We start from the raw sequence: 19,978 nt of genomic DNA, 5'->3' as shown, positions 1-19,978 counted from the left end.
TGTTATATTTGGTCTTGAGAAATTGCTTCAACTGACTGGATTTGTTGCATTATATCTTTACATGCTTGATAAATAATTCCTGTATCTCCAGCATAGGATATATACTGCACGCCTAAATCAATCCATCTATGAGCGCCTTCTGGACTTTCAACAAATGTCCCCACTGTCTTTCCTTTTCCTTTGGCTTTTTCAACAACCATTTCCATCATTTCCACCACTTTAGGGTGGTCTACCTCACCTGGAACCCCTAATGATTGAGATAAGTCATAGGGTCCTATAAATATGACGTCTATTCCCTCTACTGATAAAATTTCATCAATGTTCTTAGCTCCCTCTTCTCCCTCTATATGAATAATCACCATGGTTTCTTCATTGGCTTTCTTAAAATATTCTTTCTTATCAAGATGACTGTACTCAGCAGCTCTAACATAAGGACAAGAGCCCCGCTCTCCTAGTGGAGCGAACTTAGCAGCTTTAGCTACTCTTTCTGCATCTTCTTTTGTGCTGATTTGTGGTACCTGCACCGCATCTGCTCCAATATCCAATGCCCTAGATATCATAACAGGATCATTGGCACTGACTCTAATGACAGGCGAAATCCCTACAAGTTTAGCCGCCCTTACCATATCTTCAGCCTGGAGCATATTTGTAGGTCCATGCTCACAGTCTATAATCACGTAGTCAAATCCGGCTTTCCCCATAATCTCAACTATTGCAGGGCTAGCTAGCTTCATAAATGGACCCACAACATATTTTCCTTCACTCAGTTCATTTTGTATTCGATTACTCATTGTTATCCCCCCGGATTGTTCATCTATTTTTTGTTTATCGTATTTTAAGCATTCACAGCAAGCTTTGATTTTCCCAGCATAACAGCCAGTCTATGGATTCCCTCCAATATATCTTCTTTCTTAGATGCCAAAGAAATACGTATATAAGGGCTTCCCTCAGGTCCAAAGGTATTTCCCGGTGCGATTGCTACCTTATGTTGTACTAAAAAGTCTTTAGCAAACACTGTAGCATCCTTGCACCCTATATTTACCCATAGATAGAATGCACCCGTTGGTTGTTGATAAGGAATTTCATATTCGTCCATTAGTCTAGTTGCTGCTTCCATGTTGTCTTTATAGACCGCCACCATTTCTCTAATGCAATCCTGCGATCCTTTTAAAGCAGCTTCAGCAGCCTTTTGAGCAATGCCACATGCATTCATGACATTCACTTCTTGGAATTTACCTACTTCTTTTATAATCTCTTTATTACCGATGGCGTAACCTAATCGATACCCTGTCATGGCATAGGTTTTTGAAAAACTAAATACGCCAATTACGCGTCCATCAGTATCATATGGAAGCGTACTAATATGGTCTCCTTCAAAAATGATTTCCTCATACACTTCATCAGAGATAAGAAATAAGTCATGTTTCTTAGCAAATTCTACTAGCTCTTTTATTAGTTTCTGTGGAATCACGACTCCCAAAGGATTTGAAGGTGAGTTGATTACCAGTACCTTGGTTTTAGGTGTCACAAGACTTTCTAAATTTTCAATGGATGGTAAGAAATCATTGTTAGGGTCTAATTTATAGAATACAGGTGTTGCATCAATACAATCAATTGCCATCTTATAATTTGGCCAGGCAATACTAGGTATGAGTAATTCATCTCCGGCATCTGCTAACACACGGATTAATGAAGAAACAGCACCTACGCCTCCTACTGATACAGCTACATTCTCCCAACTTGTTTCTAAGTTAAATCTATTGTTTACATGATTGGATATTGTTTCTCTTAGAGATAACAGTCCTAGGTTCGCAGTATATTTAGTAAACCCATCTCTTGCAGCTTGACTAGTTGCTTCAATGATATGCTCAGGTGTATCAAACTGTGGTTCTCCTATTTCCAGTCTAATCACATCTTCCATACCCAATGCTAAGTTCATAATTTCTCTAATACCAGATTCTTCTAAGTTTAATATTGTTTTAGATAATGACGGCATGTTGATTCCTCCTACAATTTTTGATTAAGTTTTTATTTTATTTTATTTTTTAAAAGTCCCATATGTTGAATTTCACATTCTACTGTATCTCCCGCCTTCAAAAACCTTGGAGGTGTAAAACCCATCCCCACTCCTGATGGCGTTCCTGTGGCAATGACATCCCCTGGCAGTAGCGTCATTCCCTGTGAAATCTCGGAAATAATTGTGCTGACATCCTTCATCATAAACTTTGTATTGGAGTTCTGTCTCAACTCATCATTGACCCTCGATTTAATATCAAGCTCCAATGGAAAACCTACGGAAGAACCATGTACAATACAGGGTCCCATGGAAGTAAAGCCATCAAGACTTTTCCCTCTAAACCACTGAACATGATTTTTTTGAAGACCCCTGGCTGAAAGATCATTCAGTATCGTATATCCAAATATATACTCCTTGGCTTCTTCTTTTGAAATATTGATTCCCTCTTTGCCAATAATCACAGCTAACTCTACTTCATAATCCATACTTTCATTTAAATGACTATGGCTTTCAATTTCTTCTCCAGGGCCCTTCACCTGATTTGCCCTTTTAGAAAAATACACTGTGTGTAGCGGTATTTCCATATTTTCATCAAAACCCTTTTTTGTTTCATCAATATGTTCCGCGTAGTTTAGTCCAACACAAATCACATCATGAATGGTTCTATCAATAGGAGCACCTAAAGTTATTTCCTCTACATGATACGTTTCGTATTCTTTCTCTTCCACCAAACTAATGACTTCCTTTAATACATCAATATCCTTCGGCTTGATATTCTTAATCAAATCATTCATATCATGGAAAAAGCGACTTAGTCCTATGGTATTCAAGTCAATCACTATACTTTCACTATTTTTATATACGCCTAGTCGTGTGTTCTCTTTGTCCTTTGTTGTAAAAGCTATAAATTTCATGATACACCCCTCCTTTAATTTGAAGTACATATCGATCAAGTGTTACATTTCTTGATATATTCCCTAAAACCAGATCCCACTCAATAATTCAGTTCTTATATAAGAACAGAAGTCTTATATAGGAACTTCTAATTGAAGATTATCATTTTTCTGGTAACATGTCAATATCTTTTAATATACGTTCATCTCAATCTGCGAGACTTATTTTCTCAGTTTACCTCGATACATATCCTGTACCTATATGTATATAACAATCCCACCTACGCTAACGCTTAGGCGGGATTGTTATATAATCAGGTGGTAGACTCTCCACCCTGTTCCCTCATTTAATAGCCCGCACCTTTCATTGCTGACACTGCAGAAGTTGTATATCTCTTAAAGAGTCCTTTTCTAGGTGGTCTTGGAATAACACCGTCTTTAGATCTTTCAACAAATACCTTATCCACCTCTTCTGATGACACTTCAGCACCGTCAATACCCACAACATTTAATGTACGCTCATGAATGTTATATTCTATGATATCTCCTGTGGCAACCCAAGCTAATGGTCCTCCTGAAGCAGCCTCTGGAGACACATGCCCAATTGCAGCACCACGAGTAGCGCCTGAAAATCTACCGTCAGTCACTAATGAAACCGTACCATTTAACCGTTTATCACAAACAATCGCCTCTGTGGTCATTAGCATTTCAGGCATACCATTTCCCCGAGGTCCTTCGTAACGAATTACAATTACATCTCCTGGGTTAATCTCTCCGTTTACAACTGCATTGTGCGCATCTTCTTCACTGTTATAAACCCTTGCAGTCCCTTTATGAACAAATAAACTTTCATCACAAGCAGAATACTTAACCACAGATCCTTCCGGAGCTATGTTACCCCTAAGGATAGCAATAGATCCTATTTCCTTTGCTTTCTCTATAGGGAAAATTACATCTTCACTTTTGAGTCCATAATTAGCTAAATAACCAAGATTTCTATCAAAGAAGTTTTCTTTTTGCAAGTCTTCAAGATTCTCACCTAAGGTTTTTCCGGTAGCTGTCATAACATCAAGGTTTAAATGCTCCTTAATCATAAGCTGCACCATTGGAATTCCTCCAGCAAACCAAAATGACTCTGTCAAGTGTTCCCCACTTGGATTGATGTTTCCAATGTATGGTATTTTATGGTTAATTTCATCAAACAATTCAGGAGTTAACTCTATTCCCAACTCTGAAGCTATATCTGGAAGATGAATCGTTGCATTAGTAGAGCCCCCAATTGCAGCGTGAACAATAATCGCATTTACAAATGCTTCCTTCGTTAATATTTGACTAGGTGTAATATTCTTTTCAACTAGTTCCATAATCTTTCTACCCGCTTTACGGGAGTTGCGGAGGATATCTGTCATGGTTGCTGGCATAAGAGCCGAGCCAGGTAAAGCTAATCCCAGGGCTTCCGACATACATTGCATCGTGCTGGCTGTTCCTAAAAACGTACAAGCCCCAACTGAAGGACATCCTGTTATCTTGTAATCTCTCACTTCCTGATCTTCAATTTCACCCTTACGTTTTTGACGTAAGGAGATGTCTCCTGCGACTAAAGAGGTTGTCATATTGGGTCCAACCCTCATACTTCCACCTGGAATAAATATTGTTGGTATATCAAGTCTAGCTGCAGCCTTTAAGTGGGCAGGAATAGACTTATCGCAGGAAGAAGCTAGTATCATACCATCCCAAGAACAAACAGAACCATGAACCTCTACCATATCGCAGATTGCTTCACGAGAAGCTAGTATATAGTTCATACCATCATGTCCCTGTGCGCAACCATCACAAATGTCTGTGGCGTGGAATTGTGCAGGAAATCCGCCAGTTTCAAATACACCGTATTTCACCTGCTCCGTAAGTTTATTTAAATGAACACTACCTGGATGGCTGTCTCCAAATACATCTTCTATTAGTATTTGTGGTTTTTTGATATCTTCCTCGTCCCACCCTGAACCAAGCTGTAATGCATCGAACTGTGCCCATAAAAGTCTTTCGGAAGCACTTTTTTGTTTTATATTTCTCATAGTTAAAATCTCCCTTCTGAATGACTATAATTTTTAAAAATCAAGTTTGAACAGTATGATACTGTTCAAACTTGGGAGTTTGGCTAATTAAATTATGTTAATCTATCCTAAAAGCCCTATTGAGTTCAGTACAAACACAATTGCGAATAGGATGATACTCATAACGACACTTGGGAATGTAATATATTTTAATGCCTGCTTTGGATTTAGATTGTAGAATCCACTGAATACCCAGAATCCGCTATTATTTACATGGTTAGGTCCAATTGCACCGGCACCGATAGCTAATACTGCTGCCAATGGTGATATACCCAGTGATGGTAATATTGGTAACACCAAGGCTGCCGAAGTTAATTGTGCCATTGTCATAGATCCCAAACAAGCCATCATAGCCATCGTAATTACCCATGGAATTGCTAAAGCTGGTATTCCTGATGCAGCTATTGTTTCTGCTAAACCTCCAGCTGCTGGAGCTGCTGCAAGTACTCTACCAAAGGCCCCACCCATACCCGTTATAAGTAATGGAAGTACTGCCATCTGCAATGCTCTTGTTACCCAAGAGCCAAATATACACTCTAGTAAAGAACAATCTTCTCGTAGTCTTGAATCATTTTTTCTAGCAATTGCTTTCACTTTTTCCATTCTACCTATTGCAAGTGTCATTGCCGCTGCTACACCAATCAGTAGTGCAATTACACGGTCACCAAGGAATGTAATAATGGTATACGCTGTACTTTGCGGGTCAAATGATACTTTCATAAAGGAAGCAACTGTGATTAGTATTACTGGTAAAAATAATGGTAAGAAAGAATGGAATGTTGATGGTAGGTTGTCAAGCACCCCTTCACCGGTTGCCGCTTGTTCCTGTTTACCAGCCAATTCTTCCGGAAGTTCCAGATACTCTTTAATCGGTTGTATCATTTCTTTTCCCGACCAGTCTCTGAGTAGGAAGTATAATATGAAGAATCCGATGATTCCGATAACTGAACCGAATAAAATTACTCTACCTAAGTCAGCACCCATTTGGAGGGTAACCGCTAATATACCTGGTGTTGGCGGTACTAATGCGTGGGTGATATTTAGTCCAACGCAGATAAATACTGCCATCTTAGCCATACTTATCTTATGTTTTTGTGCAAGTGTACTGGCTATGGGTGCCATCAAAAGTGTTGTGATGTCACCAAACACTGGAATCGAAAGTATGTATCCTGCCAAAGCTGGCCCAAGCTCAACATTCTTTCCACGTACTAATTTTACAAAGAAATTTGCTATGGGTATGGCTGCCCCGGTATCTTGAACAATTACTGCCATGATACTACCTAAAATAATAACAATACCTATGGATGTCAGTGTTGCTCCAAAGCCCTGATTAATAGCCTCAATTGCTTCTGCTGGTGAGTTACCTAAAAGTATTGCCAGCGGAATTGTTACAAGTAGTATTGCTAAAACTGGATTCATTTTCAGTTTTAGAATAAAAAACATAAGAAATACCACTGCCCCTATTAATATAAGTAAAAATGTACTTGGTAGCATGTTATTTTTCCCCCTTAGTTTTTGTAATCTCTTATCCTTCTCTTAAAAAGAAATCGTTTTCAAATCATTGAAAAAAAATACCCTAGTATAGCTATCCTATCTTCCTCACAACTACTATTGAATACAATTCGCCCCCTTTTTTATTAAATAGCTTTCAAGACTACCTCGATATACACCTTGACTTCGATATATATCACACAAGCTACGTTCTTATATGCGAACCATCTTCGTATATAAGAACTATTAATGAAAGATTAACATTTTTCTAATAACATGTCAATACCTTTTCAAAATATTACGTCAAAAAGTTAACTATCGATTCTTTTTCTATGATTACTGTAAAACCCCTATGAAATTTTCAATGTTTTGAGTATAATGTTTACTATATGGTTCATACAAGAACCTTATCGTATAGCATTTTAAAAGGAGGTTTCATTGATGAGCCAAGAAGAACATCGTTCAACAGCTAGGGTTCTAGATATACTTAAACTACTAGCTTTTTCAGATAAAGGTTATTCTCTAACGGAAATATCTAAACTTATTGGTGCACCCAAAAGTAGTCTTTTTCCGATTGTTCAAACACTCCACAAGAGAAATTTTATTGCGCTAGATCAATCCTCTTCAAAATATACGATTGGCCTAAACTCCTTTATCGTTGGGTCTTCCTACATAGAGCACTTGGATATTGTCTCCTATATAAGAGAAGAAATGAAAACCATCGTTGCGTCCTGTTCAGAAACCTGTCAACTGGGTATTTTGCATAAAAATGAAGTGCTCTATATTGCTAAGGTAGATTCATCTCAGCCCATAAGGCTTATATCCTACGTGGGGAAAAAAATTCCTGCCTACGCAACAGCCCTTGGTAAGGCATTATTGAGTCAATTTACCGACGAAGAGGTTCAGATATTATATCCTGAAGCATTAGTTCCTTACACTGAAAATACCATTGTAAATATTAAAGAACTTATTCATCAATTACAGGCAGTTAGAAAAACAAAAATAGCCTATGAAAAAGAGGAGGTAGCTGAGCATATTCAATGCATTGCCGTTCCCTTAGAAAAATCTAATCAAATTATCGCTGCCATCAGTATCTCGATTCCAATATTTAGAGTAAACAAGGAGAAACTTCTTGAAATTGAAAAACAATTATTAAAATCAAAAGAAAGAATTGAACAATTGCTCGACAATATAAACTTTGACCCCGATAAATTTTTCTCTGTTTGACAAACGCTCATCTGAATTAACCACTTATCATATCATCACTTATGCCACTCACCATCTCCATGAAAGCATTCTCTATCTGTAAACTTAAATAATCCCCACCCTTTAGTAAGGTGAGGATTATTTTTTACGTTTACATTTTTCTCAACACGTTGATAAGTTCATAGGTTGGTGACATGCATACTATCTCTCTTGAGAAAAAAATGATCAGAGATTTTTCAAAGCCTTATTTCATTAATCACCTTTTCCTAATTTAAATACTTTTGAAAATCATTTTATCTCATTAGATTCCTAACAACTTATGATGTCCAAATAATCTATAATTCGCTTTTTCTGATTACATAAACCCTTTTCTTAATGATTGCCAGCACAATAGCTACACTAATGATAATCATCCCAATAATTGCCGCTGAAATGACCAAAAGAACTGCCTCAGTACCTGGTGCAGTTCTTTTTAAATAAATCCCTAAAAATGCCCAATCCACCACTAAAGCATAAAAGATATCCTTGTGTAAATAAATAAAGAGAAGTGCCAATACTATCCCTACGGACATCACACTCACTGTCCATATGGCTGGAGAGATCCCAAATCCATTCCAATCAATATCCACTAGAAAGGCTGTAATATTGGCAATGGTGGCAATGCTGATCCAACCTAAGTACACACTGAAATTGATATGGACTAACAATACCTCCATTTTACGACTTCCCCGTTCCCCAATTTTAAGCTTTCTATAAATGATGATGAGAGAAACAAGCATAATCAACATTACCATCACCGACAACCCAACAAACTTGTAATGCCACAACAGAATCCAAAAGTCCTCTAAAGAATTTCTTCTTTAGAGGACTTTTACATTAAATGCCATAGGTTGATCCACTTCTAGGTAGATTTAATACCAGCATTCGTTACTTGAAAAGCTTGTCTTTGAAGCAGTGCTACGAACCATGTTGTCAATACAATCCCCTTGAAAACGCTTGTCATGCTAATACTCCACCAAACCCCATTTAACCCTAGCATACTAGCGGAAAGGATCAATGCTGCTGGAATCCGAAGGGCATTAAATGCAATACCTACAATGGATGGTGGGATGGTTCTCCCTAGTCCATTAAAGGCTCCAGCCGTTGTGATCTCAATACACATAAAGACCTGAGAAAGGCCCAAAATTTGCAAATACACAATGCCATAAGCCACTGCTTCTGGCTCCGGTAAAAAAACACTAAAAATGGGCCTCGCAGCAAAGATCAACAAACAGGTAACCCCTAACCCAAACACACTGATAATCCGCAGAGAAGCATAATAGCCCTTCTGAATTCGCTCCCACTTTCCAGCTCCATAATTTTGTCCAACAAAGGCACTGAGGGCCGTTGAAAATCCGTTTGCCGTCATCCATGAGAGTGCTTCTATCTGAGACCCTACCCTTTGTACTGCAATGGGTACCGCTCCCCATTGTGCAACAATCCTTGCGATGAACATGGCGAAAACGGTGAATAATCCGCTCTGCAAGCCCGCTGGTAGTCCCAGTCTAGCGATGACCTTCATATGATGTAAATCTGGCTTTTAATTGATTGGGACACCCCTACCTCTTTAAGTTTGCTGACAACGATAAGTGACACTTTATTCTAATGATAGCACCTCTACTGGTACAATACAGTAATTGTGATAAACCAATGTCGTGCACTATAGCTTTCTGACTGGGCTATGGTCATCACCTGCTTGTCTTTAATGAAAAGATTGATTTCCTCTTTCAATGCTTTTCTATTTGAGCCTGAAAAAATTTCAATTTTCATTTTATGTCCCCCTTAAAATCCATTTACTATACTATATGAGCTTGTACTTTTTTTAGGACAAAATTTGTGAAATAACTTTCGCTCATTAATTTTTTTGCAAAAGTTACATTTATCATCACATAGTGGCCATTTATCTAAAGATGTACAAAGAAAAAGGACTTAGATAACCCGAACGATCTAAGTCCCTTACTTTGTTATGGTATTTTGAGAACTTGTATCCTGGGTAATCAATAAATTCTTTCATAAATTGTTGCCTTCTCCTTGAAATTATGAGAGAAAAATCCCTCCAAAATAGATCATCAAGGAAAAGTATGCGATAAAGACTGTCCATGCATATAGCATTACTCTTTTACCTACTCTTTTACGTAAAAACCAAATAAGCACCAACAATGCTGGAACAATTAAAAGCTTAGTGATAGGAAACAAAGGTGTATGTAGGATCCCATCAACAAGAGGATTTGCCTCTTCATAACCCATTCCAATGGCTTTTAATGTCAGAAAATAATCACATACATTAAACACTCCTGTTCCAAACAACAGTACCCACAATAATTTATATTTTTTTTCCTTGAACATAGGCTCCTCCATTGCTGAATGAGTATTTTTCACAACTGACTAACTAATGTTCTTCATGTAATCCTAGCAGCTTGCAAATTATGGTGAATGCCTCAGCTCGGGTAATTTCTTGCTTCGGTTTAAAGCTTCCATCGGGATAACCACGCAATATTTCATGACTGGTTCCTGCCTTGACATATTCCAATGCCCATTCTCCGATATCCTCTTTATCTGTATATTCTAACTTCATATCAGGAGTCAGTTCTTTTTCAAATCCCTTTATCAGTACCGTCACCATTTCTTCTCGGGTGATATTCCGATTTGGCCTAAATAATTTCATTGGATATCCAACGAAGATATTCTTCTCTGATACAGCAATGATATAGCCCTTGGCCCATCCCGGTAGTGGGTCTATATAGCCTGAGAAGAACTTATCCTGTTTTTCAATCTTTAATGCCTTTGCAATCAATACCGCTGACTCTGCCCGTGTAATTGGGTTATTTGGCTTTATGCTTCCATCAGGATATCCGACTATGATTCCCTCTCGTAGCAATGTCTCGATACAATCGTGGGCCCAGTGTCCGTTTAGATCAGGTATGATCTCTACCGGTTCCTCCACTAACTCCTCTTTATCATTTGACCCATTGTTTCCATTGTCTCCATTGTTTCCATTGTCTCCATTACCTCCATTACCTCCGTTACCTCCGTTACCTCCATTACCTGGATCATCAATTATATCTCCATGAACATTAATTAAAAATGATAAGTCTGCTCTTACGCTTTGAAGTTCATTTCCAGCTTCTTGGTCCATATATAATGCGTACTGTAGATCTATAAAATCGTTTCTACTGATGGAAAATTGTTCTGAAGACTCCAACATATATCCATTTTCACTGGCATCATTTTTTATATACAGTAAATCTTTTAAACTCCTATCCTTTATTATATGCTTTTCAAATATATTGGATATAGGTAGCTTTCCTTTTCTAATGCTTAATTTCATATGGTTGATAAAAGAGTCATACACCATCCCTTGGTCATAGGCTTGATTAACGTTCTTTAGTTCAACCCCCACACCTAGGTTACTAATTTGGGCAGCATTATACTGGTTTTGTATACGTATAACACCACTAACCCCATCCGCTTCTTTTCCTGGGTACAACAATTTATCTCCAAAGAGATTACCTTCTTGTGATATGCTTCCATCGTTATTAATGGTGACAGTTACATCAGGGCCACTTTGGTTTATAGTGGAGTAGGTTAATTCTACAATATCACTGGCAAAGTAACCTACAACCAGTATGAGAACAAGAAACTTTAAAATCATCTTAACAAAATTCTTCTTGCTTTTCATTTCTTTCCCCTCCTACTTTAGAGAATACAAACACTTATCACCATTTATTGTACCTTTTTTATTGTATTTTCTCTCCCTGCATAAGGCTACTTTGTAGTCCTTACTTTGTATTATTTTTATGGTACAAAAGGAGTAATCACTAGCATATTGAATAATCCTTACATTCAGCACAACAAAATATGCAGCATATTACTTATTTTTCACCTTTACGTGAAGGTACCTCTACTTTACTCATCATTTTAGATAAAGGTTACATAAGTATATATTATTCTGTACCAACTCCTTATATATAACAAAAAAAGAAGCCTTCTGTATAAAGACTCCTAATCTATCCTTCTATTTTATTGAAATATAGTCTAAATCAAAGCTCTTATAACGCTATTATTTAATAAGTTAAGATTCTACTGCACCGTCTTCTTTGTTGCTCAATTCTTCTTTGTTGCTTAGTTCATTTTTAACAAATGTTTCATTTAGGTCTAATATGTATACTTCATCCTCATTAGTTACATAAAACTTCTTTATCTCTTTATAATCTGTGTTATGCTTATACATCATAGGTTTACCTATTTCATCAGCGATTCTAACTAAATCCTCTATAGATTTGACATTATTGCAACTTTCAGTGGTAATTACTAGGTCACTATTTAGAGCTACAAGTCTATCACCATGTTTTTTAAATATCTTTTTAAGCTTCTTCTCAAGGGGGTCTGTAATTATTTTGCTCTTGGTAAAGAATATCATGAGAATTAATACTAAAATAAATATACCAATTATTATTCCATAAATCATGATTTTTTTATTATCTACTGGTAATTGTACTTGTTTAGTTTCTTCAATATTTCCAGATCTTCCTTCAGCTAAATTCCCTGATATCTCAAAACTACTTGTATTGAGTGGCATTACGATCATCGGATTCAACTTTTCTTCAACAAGTCCATTGCCTGTATCTGCCTTTAGGTTTATATTCATTATTACAGATACTTCAACGCTTGTACTAATTTTCGAAGCTTCAATAACCTGCTTGGCAAAGTCATTATATTCATCTAGGCTTATGCTAATCTCCTCTTTAAGTATTAGACCTTTTTCCTTTGTATTAAACTTTTGTTTTGGAAATAAGATAAAATTTTTCTTCCATATGCTCCTGTAGCTTTCTCCAGAGCCCGTATACCCCTCAACCTGCGCGATAATTTCATAATCACCCTCGATTTGTGCATCACTTTCTCCATCAAATTCATAGCTGTAAGAAGTTCTTATATAATCTACAAATTCTGTTATATATACCTCTCCCTCACCAAGACGATCTTGCTCATATAATATATTGGGTTTTAAAAAAACCTCATAATTAATATTCGTTCTATTATTATATTTATATAATTGTACTATCTCAGCTTGATATCGTGGATTTTTATATTCTCTATACAAAACGCTAGCTGTAGTCACTAAAATAAGTGCAATGATAAACAATAATGCAATTCTAATCTTCTTATTTATTTTAAATTTCATATATATCAACCCCTATACTTAGATATAAAATACATATTCTACAATATTTGTTAAATTCCTTTCAAAATTCATTACTAATAAAATAAAGGTTAGGAATTGCGTTCCTAACCTTTATTTTATTAAATTTATGAATTTACTCTAACTAAATCATTGTGTTTGTTGTTCATATTCTAGCTTTAAATCAAACTCTAAAGTTTGACCTTCAAGATCATTATCATCTATGCCATCAATATTCGTGGGCATTGAAATGCTATATCCGCTTCTTAAAGCTTCAGTTTCATCGTATTCTATGGTACCGCCACCTAGCCACCAAGGCAGATTGATTATAATTAACTCACTTGGTTGAAGTGTAACGTCTTTTAATTGCTCTTTTAATGCCAGTCTAAATTCATCTAGTGTATCCGCTTGGATTGGTGTCTCTATTACCTCATAATTGGTATAGATACCACCATTGTTTTGAAATTTAATTACACTTCTAACTGAATAATCAAGATAATCCTTTAAACCAGCATAAGTCTCATCTACGCCTTCAGTTCTCACGTCTTTTAACTTTGCAGGCACTGTTCCTTGGTTAACGATTATAAATGATACAAATCCTCCTGCACCTGGATATATTTTATCAAATGTAACATTTATGGTATCTTTACCAGTATAACCTAAATTTACATCCATATAATCCGACCCATCAAAATGTCGTGGTGAAGATAAAAGAGCTAAAATATCATCAGGTAGCTGAATTGTACCACTATAATCTCCAGATTCCAAAATGTTAACCGGAAGGAATTGCACATCCAAATCTCCAGTACTCACAGTATTTGTGATCGATAAATCCTGTGACCAATAGGCATAGCCTGCGCCCATTGCCATTATTGAAATGATTAAAATAAAAGATAAAAATTTAGTTTTTTTCATAAATACACCTCTCTTCTTCAATATTTCTATTTATCGTTTTGAAATCCGATTAGATTTCATTATATTGATATGCAGTTGCATTGATGGTAAAACTTATGGCACCTGTCACATCCTCTTCTAGATAAAGATCTGAATCCACTTGGTTATCTGCATCTGGATTAATTTCAAGAACCAACTCTACTGATACCGAATCATCATATTCAACAGAAATTCCTTCGTTATCATTTAATGCATTAAAGGCATCAAGAACCTCTTGTAATGTCGTATCAGTAGTTAAAGATTCTGTGCTGTTTCCTACAGTATAACTTCTTACTAATACTAAGTCTGCATTATTATTTGTGTCTGTAATGTCGAAATTTCTAACATTTGCTGCTAAAGTACCTGTGTTTGCTAAGTCAAATGAAACTGTAAAACCTGCGCCTGGATATGCATCAATCAAATCTAATTTTAAATTATATTCTCCGTCTGTATCCGCAGGTAGAAATGAACTTGCACTTCCCATATATGCAGCTCCCTCTACATCTAATTCTAACTCAGTGAATTGTACATCTAATTCACCCGTGTTCACTGTGTTTTGAATTGTCAAATCCTGTGTCCAATACGCATATCCTGCACCCATCATCATAAGTGCTACTACTAATGCTAAAGCTAAAAATTTTGTTCTTTTCATTCTTAATCTCTCCTTTTTTGTTTTGTATTTTTATTTGAGCTACTATGAACTCTTACATAGGTAATTATAAGATGTTAAGGACCTTATTACGCCATGCAAAAGTTTACTTTATACCTAATCATATTGGATTATCTTATTAGTACAAATTTCCTAATATATCTACTACTTTTGTACCATACAGTCACCTTAATATAATGACAGCTTCATACCCCATATTTCCAATGGGCAAGTTCTTAAATTCCTCTGATTAGCCTTGTAAGCCCAAAGGTATTGAATGTTAACTTTATCGTTATGGGTTTCCTATTGCCTATGAAATGCACAAAAAAACAGGGTAGTTTAAACCCTGCCGATCAACTATATTTAAAATTCTATTTCCTCAAATGGAATCTCATCTTTACTTTTTATCAGTAATGTTGGCCAACCTATTTTAGGAACAACATTAACAATCCTTCCTTTAAGCTGTTCTGGCATTACTAAATCACTATCTTCACTGGAATTATTATCCCCCTTAGTGCTAAAGGCAATCCCCTCATTCCCTTCAACGACCTCTGTTATCCTATGAGAAATTAGAATACGACCTTTTTTGAACTGTATTATATCACCTGTTTTTAGATTGTCTATGCCTTCCATATCCACTATTTTTTTTACTAAAATTATATCTCCGGGTTTTATCATCGGTTCCATACTCCCAGTTGCTATAACCGAAGGATATACAGGGAATACGCCTACAGCAAACCATATGATACCTATGGATATAACACTTGTGATCATCCAGCTAAGGGAGCTTTCTTCATCTTTTCTTCTATTTTTTTTTGTTGTTCCATTATATATTCCTTGCATAGACATTAAGCAGAATACAGGACATAATATGCCTATTAAGGCAGTCGTGATCCACTTTAGGTTAGGTAGTATTGGCGACAGCCAATGAAAACCCTGTGTAATCCCTAAATAGATTATAGACGTCAATGGACCTCCTATAAATACTAGATATGTAGCTAAAATGTTTTGAGCAAACCCCGGAGCTAAATATTGTGCAATAAATTTCACTATATCAACATGTCCGCTTAGATTGGTAAACCTACTCAGGGAAATACTTGTTACTGTCATCAGTATTGAAACTAATGTGAACACTAAATAGTTTTCTTTGTCTGTCAAATTATTTACTAAATAGCTTCTTATAAATTCTCTCCCCACTATTGCTCCTCCTACGAAACCTATGTTCTTTAGTATTCCCATAGGGGTATGACTATATGGACTTCTTCCTAGTCCATCTACGATTCCAGCTAAAACTGATACAATGATATAGATTACAGCAAAATTCAATGCCCAAAAATTCAAAAAACTTCTCTGTTTTAGTTTAGCCTTAGATTTAACTCTAGGAAATAGCCAAATTGTATAGGTTATTCCCATCCAAATCATTGGTTTGATGATATAATTTAAATGATTACTGCCAATATATGCTACAACCGATGAATTTTCCATGACATATATTCCAATTACTAATAATACCAATAAAACACATTTTTCTTTTGATTTTTGAGTTGGTAAGAAATTCCCCCCGATTATCATTGGTTCCCCCCATTTATATCGTTTGATTGTTTATTCAGTTATTTGATTCATCACTTTCTGATGTCTCGTTTGATTCATTACTTCCTGATGTCTCGTTTGATTCATCACTTTCTGATGTCTCGTTTGATTCATCACTTTCTGATGTCTCGTTTGATTCATCACTTCCTGATGTCTCGTTTGATTCATCACTTTCTGATGTCTCGTTTGATTCATCACTTCCTGATGTCTCGTTTGATTCATCACTTCCTGATGTCTCGTTTGATTCATCACTTCCTGATGTCTCGTTTGATTCATCACTTCCTGATGTCTCGTTTGATTCATCACTTCCTGATGCCTCGTTTGATTCATCACTTCCTGATGTCTCGTTTGATTCATCACTTTCTGATGTCTCGTTTGATTCATCACTTTCTGATGTCTCGTTTGATTCATCACTTTCTGATGTCTCCACTTCTACATCATTCTGTGAAATCACATTATCTACTAAGTCCTCTTCTTCTGTTTGACTATTTTCTTCTACAATATCATCCTTTGAAGACGCATTTTCTTGAGGTGTTGTATTCGTATTTCCTGCTTTTCCTTGGGATGATTCTCCTCCTGAACCCGTTATAACATCATTGTTTATAGTGGGTTGTTTTACGGTCTCTCCTCCTCCTATAGGAGTGCTTACACCTCCTACATCTAGCATTTGTGGAGATTGAGCTGCTAAAGATTCCTGTGGTTGAATCAGTTCAATATCATCAGAAATTTCAATCGTAATCTCATCTCTCCAATTTCCATATCCAGTATTGATTACATAAACTGCAAATATTAAGCTCAAAGAGATAACTACTGTTTTATTCTTCATATTATATCCCTCCTTGTCCATATCATCTTAACTAGAGAAATCTCTACTTAATTGTTTATCTAAACTTCATTTAATACAATTGTTCAAATGTCAATTTAACATCATGATTGTTATTATTTATACTTTCTTCTCTTGCATTAATCGTTATATTATTTATTATTATCTCCTTCGTGCTCTGGGGCTCTAACATTATTTCTCCATTTTCTAAATATCCATTATCCACTTGAGCAAGTCTAACAGGTACCGAACCATTATTTTTCACTCTTAAAGTCAATGTCCTATTTCCACTTTCTATGATCCTACCACCTATTTTCATTCCTCTTTCACCATGACTAATATTAAACTCATCCTCAATTACAAGCTCATCGTTTATATTCTTGCTTAATCCTTCTATTTCATAATGTTCAAATATTAGTTCCATGTTCCCTGTGGAAACCTTACAATCAAGCCTCGTGCCTTCACTCCATGCAGCATAACTTATACCCATAATGTTCAACATGGCAATTATAGTTATATATATTACTACCCTGCTACTCAAAGTTGTTTTTCTTCTCTTTTTATTTTTTCTTCTCATCTACGCTACGCTCCTTACTATATATTTTTTAAAGTCCATTATATCTAGATTAAATTATATATTTATTGAGTTATTCACAAATAACGCAGCTTGAGTTCTATGGTTCAATTCTAGTTTTGATAATATATTGCTCACATGCTTCTTTACCGTATGTTCTGATATGAATAACTGCTTTCCTATTTCAAAATTACTTAGTCCCTTACCTAGTTCTGTAAGCACATCTCGTTCTCTCGGCGTAAGTTCATCCAAATGACTATTTTCTCTAATATCTGAAGTTTGATATTGAATCACTTCTGGATCAATAAACTTCTTACCCCTCAAAACGATACGGAGGGCATACAATATATCCTCTGCAAAGGCTTCCTTTAATATGTATCCATCCACCCCCGCCTCTCGGGCCCTTAAAAAGTCTTCTCTTTTTGAGGATGAGGTCAGAACAATAAACTTAGTTGCCATACCTTTAGCTCTTGCTTTGTTCACAATCTCTAACCCATCTTGTCTGCCAAGATTTAGATCTATTAGGGTAATCTCAGGTGAAAATTTAGCCATCATATCAATTGCTTCTTCGATATTTTCAGCTTCTTTTATTTCATGTACATCCTTTTCCAAGAATAAAATTGATGCAATCCCTTTCCTAACTAGTGGATGGTCGTCAACAATCAAAATTCTCATACTACCTCCTCCTTGTACATTTCTTGTATTACATTAGGAATCACAATGTTTATCCGAGTCCCTTTCCCTATTTGACTTTCAAATTTAATCGTTCCATTTAATGAATGAGTTAGATGATAGATATTCTTCACTCCCAACCCAAACCTTTCACTTTTGTCTATGCCTCTCATATTAAACCCTTTACCATCATCATTTATTATCAAGGACATGCCCTGTCTTCTACTTATGATACTCACTTCTATGTTTTGTGCATTTCCATGACGTACTGCATTGCCAATGCCTTCACATATGATTCTGTACATGGCCTTTTTTTGCGCTATGGACAGCAATTCATCATCGCCGGTTAAATCAAATTTGATGTCTATATTATTTAAAGCTTTTATTTCATTAATATAGCTTTCAATATCTGATATAAAATTGTTTGCACCATCCTTCTTCCAGCTTAAACCATAGACCGTAGATCTTAGATCCTTCATTACATTGTTTACAGCCCTTCTGATTATATTTAGCTCTTCTTCTATTTCATCAGTGTTCATTTCTCTTACTCTTTTAACGATGCTAAATACCCCACAGGATGTGCTAAAAAGTCTTTGTAGTATCCCATCATGAATTTCATTTGCGATTCGGTTCTGTTCTTCATTGATTAACAATCCTTCGGTTACTTTTTCTAGCTCAAACTTTTCAAGAGTGATGGAGCTGAGACTCGCTAAAAACCTTAATTGTTCTGTTATTTCTTCATAATTGTTCTGCATTTTTGTTGATGTTCTAGTGATCCCTAATATGCCAAAAACTTTATAATTATACTTTATAGCTATAAATACGTATTTCTGGTCTTTTATAATCATCTCTATAGGTATTTCTGATTCCACCGTATTATGCCATATGCTTGAGATTTCACAACAAATAACTTCTTCTAGGTCTTCAGCTAAATTGTTTGACTCAATCACTACTTTTTTTCCTTCTCTCCTAGGATGTATAAATATAACCGTATCGGTTTTCATAACCTTTTGACTATAATCAAGCATGAGTTCAATTAAATCACTTGGGGTTTCCTGAGTGGTGAATAATTGTGTTGCTTCATAAAGCTCCATAATATAGCCCAAAGACTCTTTATTTTTTTTATTCGCTAACACTAATTTCCTATTTGTTTCCGTAAGCTTGAGACCTTCATCTTGAACTCTTTTGGCATATTTTGTGAGAAGTTGGATAATGCCAGTGATTAATATAAAACTCAATATAAGATTAGACTCTTCAGAGATTATTTGCATCAAGGTTTGTTCTTTTTGTAAAATCAAATGTGAAAGATAAGTTGAGCTAAACAGATAGACCACTAGGTTAATCCAACAGTATTTTTTATGTAGTGCCACAGAAGCAATGACAATTGTATTCAGTGAATACCAAACATATGGACTATTCAATCCCCCTGATGGGATCAGTATAAAAGAATTTCCAATGGTTTCAATTAAGATTAATATCATGATTTTATCAGTGCAATTTTGATTTTTTATATATAAGTAGCTAATGATGACAGAGGATATGCTGATACAAGCCACGATAAATATTTTATTTTCAAATGAATGTGTTGAATCTGCCAATAGGTAAAAAGAAGATGTGACAATCAAAGATACATATCTATACAAAAATATTATTTTCATAATTTCTGATTGTTCTTTTAAAAAGGATATTTTCTTGTAAAGCTGTGGATACATCAAAAATTTTCCTCCTTAGTGTAATTTTACTTGTCTTTGTATAGTACAAGTATATTAACCTGATTCTACTTATATACTATAAAAATACC

Annotated in this window: 19 protein-coding genes; 1 reads left to right on the top strand and 18 read right to left on the bottom strand. The window is 35.7% G+C overall.

Annotation, left to right across the window (positions count from 1 at the left end; translation table 11 throughout):
* Positions 1–2: 2 nt before the first annotated feature.
* From AMET_RS02540 to AMET_RS02520, 5 genes are all read right to left on the bottom strand, one after another.
* A complete protein-coding gene (locus AMET_RS02540; protein ID WP_011971640.1) occupies positions 3–791 on the bottom strand; it encodes an HpcH/HpaI aldolase family protein in 789 nt (262 codons plus the stop codon).
* Between the two features lie 44 nt (positions 792–835).
* Positions 836–1,996: a pyridoxal phosphate-dependent aminotransferase gene (locus AMET_RS02535; protein ID WP_011971639.1), complete on the bottom strand. Its 1,161-nt coding sequence runs from the start codon at positions 1,994–1,996 to the stop codon at positions 836–838.
* Between the two features lie 32 nt (positions 1,997–2,028).
* Entirely contained in the window at positions 2,029–2,931 is a 903-nt protein-coding gene (locus AMET_RS02530; RefSeq protein WP_011971638.1) for a fumarylacetoacetate hydrolase family protein, read from the bottom strand.
* A 326-nt stretch (positions 2,932–3,257) separates the two neighbouring features.
* A complete protein-coding gene (ilvD, locus tag AMET_RS02525; protein ID WP_011971637.1) occupies positions 3,258–4,982 on the bottom strand; it encodes a dihydroxy-acid dehydratase in 1,725 nt (574 codons plus the stop codon).
* A gap of 102 nt (positions 4,983–5,084) precedes the next feature.
* Positions 5,085–6,515, bottom strand: a complete 1,431-nt coding sequence (locus AMET_RS02520; protein ID WP_011971636.1) for a GntP family permease — start codon at positions 6,513–6,515, stop codon at positions 5,085–5,087.
* A gap of 438 nt (positions 6,516–6,953) precedes the next feature.
* Between AMET_RS02520 and AMET_RS02515 the strand changes: the two genes are divergently transcribed.
* The gene (locus AMET_RS02515; protein WP_011971635.1) at positions 6,954–7,739 is read left to right on the top strand and encodes an IclR family transcriptional regulator; all 786 of its coding nucleotides are present in this window, start codon (positions 6,954–6,956) and stop codon (positions 7,737–7,739) included.
* Between the two features lie 314 nt (positions 7,740–8,053).
* Here the strand turns inward: AMET_RS02515 and AMET_RS02510 are convergent, their stop codons facing one another.
* The 13 genes from AMET_RS02510 to AMET_RS02455 all read right to left on the bottom strand — a co-directional run bounded on the left by AMET_RS02510 (position 8,054) and on the right by AMET_RS02455 (position 19,889).
* The gene (locus AMET_RS02510; RefSeq protein WP_198135380.1) at positions 8,054–8,515 is read right to left on the bottom strand and encodes a hypothetical protein; all 462 of its coding nucleotides are present in this window, start codon (positions 8,513–8,515) and stop codon (positions 8,054–8,056) included.
* A 104-nt stretch (positions 8,516–8,619) separates the two neighbouring features.
* On the bottom strand, positions 8,620–9,279 hold the full coding sequence (locus tag AMET_RS02505) for an MATE family efflux transporter (protein WP_011971633.1): 660 nt from the start codon (positions 9,277–9,279) through the stop codon (positions 8,620–8,622).
* A gap of 95 nt (positions 9,280–9,374) precedes the next feature.
* Positions 9,375–9,527 carry a hypothetical protein gene (locus AMET_RS25500; RefSeq protein WP_157047134.1) on the bottom strand — a complete coding sequence of 51 codons (153 nt, stop codon included), beginning with the start codon at positions 9,525–9,527 and terminating at the stop codon, positions 9,375–9,377.
* A 267-nt stretch (positions 9,528–9,794) separates the two neighbouring features.
* Complete coding sequence (locus tag AMET_RS02500; RefSeq protein WP_242661376.1) at positions 9,795–10,103, bottom strand: DUF5658 family protein; 309 nt, start codon at positions 10,101–10,103, stop codon at positions 9,795–9,797.
* A gap of 43 nt (positions 10,104–10,146) precedes the next feature.
* Positions 10,147–11,436 (bottom strand): S-layer homology domain-containing protein, encoded by a 1,290-nt coding sequence (locus AMET_RS02495; RefSeq protein ID WP_011971631.1) that lies wholly within the window; start codon positions 11,434–11,436, stop codon positions 10,147–10,149.
* Positions 11,437–11,829: 393 nt separating this feature from the next.
* On the bottom strand, positions 11,830–12,939 hold the full coding sequence (locus AMET_RS02490) for a DUF5305 domain-containing protein (protein WP_011971630.1): 1,110 nt from the start codon (positions 12,937–12,939) through the stop codon (positions 11,830–11,832).
* Between the two features lie 147 nt (positions 12,940–13,086).
* The gene (locus AMET_RS02485) at positions 13,087–13,851 is read right to left on the bottom strand and encodes a hypothetical protein (RefSeq protein ID WP_011971629.1); all 765 of its coding nucleotides are present in this window, start codon (positions 13,849–13,851) and stop codon (positions 13,087–13,089) included.
* A gap of 49 nt (positions 13,852–13,900) precedes the next feature.
* Entirely contained in the window at positions 13,901–14,521 is a 621-nt protein-coding gene (locus AMET_RS02480) for a hypothetical protein (RefSeq protein ID WP_011971628.1), read from the bottom strand.
* 360 nt (positions 14,522–14,881) lie between these two features.
* Entirely contained in the window at positions 14,882–16,090 is a 1,209-nt protein-coding gene (locus AMET_RS02475; protein WP_011971627.1) for a signal peptidase I, read from the bottom strand.
* Positions 16,091–16,124: 34 nt separating this feature from the next.
* Positions 16,125–16,934, bottom strand: a complete 810-nt coding sequence (locus tag AMET_RS24080) for a hypothetical protein (protein ID WP_011971626.1) — start codon at positions 16,932–16,934, stop codon at positions 16,125–16,127.
* A gap of 70 nt (positions 16,935–17,004) precedes the next feature.
* Positions 17,005–17,508: a hypothetical protein gene (locus AMET_RS02465; RefSeq protein ID WP_011971625.1), complete on the bottom strand. Its 504-nt coding sequence runs from the start codon at positions 17,506–17,508 to the stop codon at positions 17,005–17,007.
* 54 nt (positions 17,509–17,562) lie between these two features.
* Positions 17,563–18,180 (bottom strand): response regulator, encoded by a 618-nt coding sequence (locus AMET_RS02460; RefSeq protein ID WP_011971624.1) that lies wholly within the window; start codon positions 18,178–18,180, stop codon positions 17,563–17,565.
* A complete protein-coding gene (locus tag AMET_RS02455; RefSeq protein WP_011971623.1) occupies positions 18,177–19,889 on the bottom strand; it encodes a sensor histidine kinase in 1,713 nt (570 codons plus the stop codon). The genes AMET_RS02460 and AMET_RS02455 overlap by 4 nt, the downstream gene beginning before the upstream one ends.
* Between the last annotated feature and the right edge of the window lie 89 nt (positions 19,890–19,978).

Source organism: Alkaliphilus metalliredigens QYMF (genome assembly GCF_000016985.1).
In the GTDB taxonomy this organism is placed as follows: Bacteria; Bacillota; Clostridia; order Peptostreptococcales; family Natronincolaceae; genus Alkaliphilus_A; species Alkaliphilus_A metalliredigens.
This window is presented reverse-complemented; position numbering and strand designations above follow the sequence as displayed.

What these genes read in the sequence shown, in the direction of transcription:
- AMET_RS02465 (WP_011971625.1), bottom strand. Translation starts at nt 17,508, where the DNA reads ATGAGAAGAAAAAATAAAAAGAGAAGAAAAACAACTTTGAGTAGCAGG.
- AMET_RS24080 (WP_011971626.1), bottom strand. Translation starts at nt 16,934, where the DNA reads ATGAAGAATAAAACAGTAGTTATCTCTTTGAGCTTAATATTTGCAGTT.
- AMET_RS02540 (WP_011971640.1), bottom strand. Translation starts at nt 791, where the DNA reads ATGAGTAATCGAATACAAAATGAACTGAGTGAAGGAAAATATGTTGTG.
- AMET_RS02475 (WP_011971627.1), bottom strand. Translation starts at nt 16,090, where the DNA reads ATGATAATCGGGGGGAATTTCTTACCAACTCAAAAATCAAAAGAAAAA.
- AMET_RS25500 (WP_157047134.1), bottom strand. Translation starts at nt 9,527, where the DNA reads ATGAAAATTGAAATTTTTTCAGGCTCAAATAGAAAAGCATTGAAAGAG.
- AMET_RS02480 (WP_011971628.1), bottom strand. Translation starts at nt 14,521, where the DNA reads ATGAAAAGAACAAAATTTTTAGCTTTAGCATTAGTAGTAGCACTTATG.
- AMET_RS02460 (WP_011971624.1), bottom strand. Translation starts at nt 18,180, where the DNA reads ATGAGAATTTTGATTGTTGACGACCATCCACTAGTTAGGAAAGGGATT.
- AMET_RS02515 (WP_011971635.1), top strand. Translation starts at nt 6,954, where the DNA reads ATGAGCCAAGAAGAACATCGTTCAACAGCTAGGGTTCTAGATATACTT.
- AMET_RS02500 (WP_242661376.1), bottom strand. Translation starts at nt 10,103, where the DNA reads ATGTTCAAGGAAAAAAAATATAAATTATTGTGGGTACTGTTGTTTGGA.
- AMET_RS02530 (WP_011971638.1), bottom strand. Translation starts at nt 2,931, where the DNA reads ATGAAATTTATAGCTTTTACAACAAAGGACAAAGAGAACACACGACTA.
- AMET_RS02495 (WP_011971631.1), bottom strand. Translation starts at nt 11,436, where the DNA reads ATGAAAAGCAAGAAGAATTTTGTTAAGATGATTTTAAAGTTTCTTGTT.
- AMET_RS02535 (WP_011971639.1), bottom strand. Translation starts at nt 1,996, where the DNA reads ATGCCGTCATTATCTAAAACAATATTAAACTTAGAAGAATCTGGTATT.
- AMET_RS02455 (WP_011971623.1), bottom strand. Translation starts at nt 19,889, where the DNA reads ATGTATCCACAGCTTTACAAGAAAATATCCTTTTTAAAAGAACAATCA.
- ilvD (WP_011971637.1), bottom strand. Translation starts at nt 4,982, where the DNA reads ATGAGAAATATAAAACAAAAAAGTGCTTCCGAAAGACTTTTATGGGCA.
- AMET_RS02485 (WP_011971629.1), bottom strand. Translation starts at nt 13,851, where the DNA reads ATGAAAAAAACTAAATTTTTATCTTTTATTTTAATCATTTCAATAATG.
- AMET_RS02490 (WP_011971630.1), bottom strand. Translation starts at nt 12,939, where the DNA reads ATGAAATTTAAAATAAATAAGAAGATTAGAATTGCATTATTGTTTATC.
- AMET_RS02505 (WP_011971633.1), bottom strand. Translation starts at nt 9,279, where the DNA reads ATGAAGGTCATCGCTAGACTGGGACTACCAGCGGGCTTGCAGAGCGGA.
- AMET_RS02520 (WP_011971636.1), bottom strand. Translation starts at nt 6,515, where the DNA reads ATGCTACCAAGTACATTTTTACTTATATTAATAGGGGCAGTGGTATTT.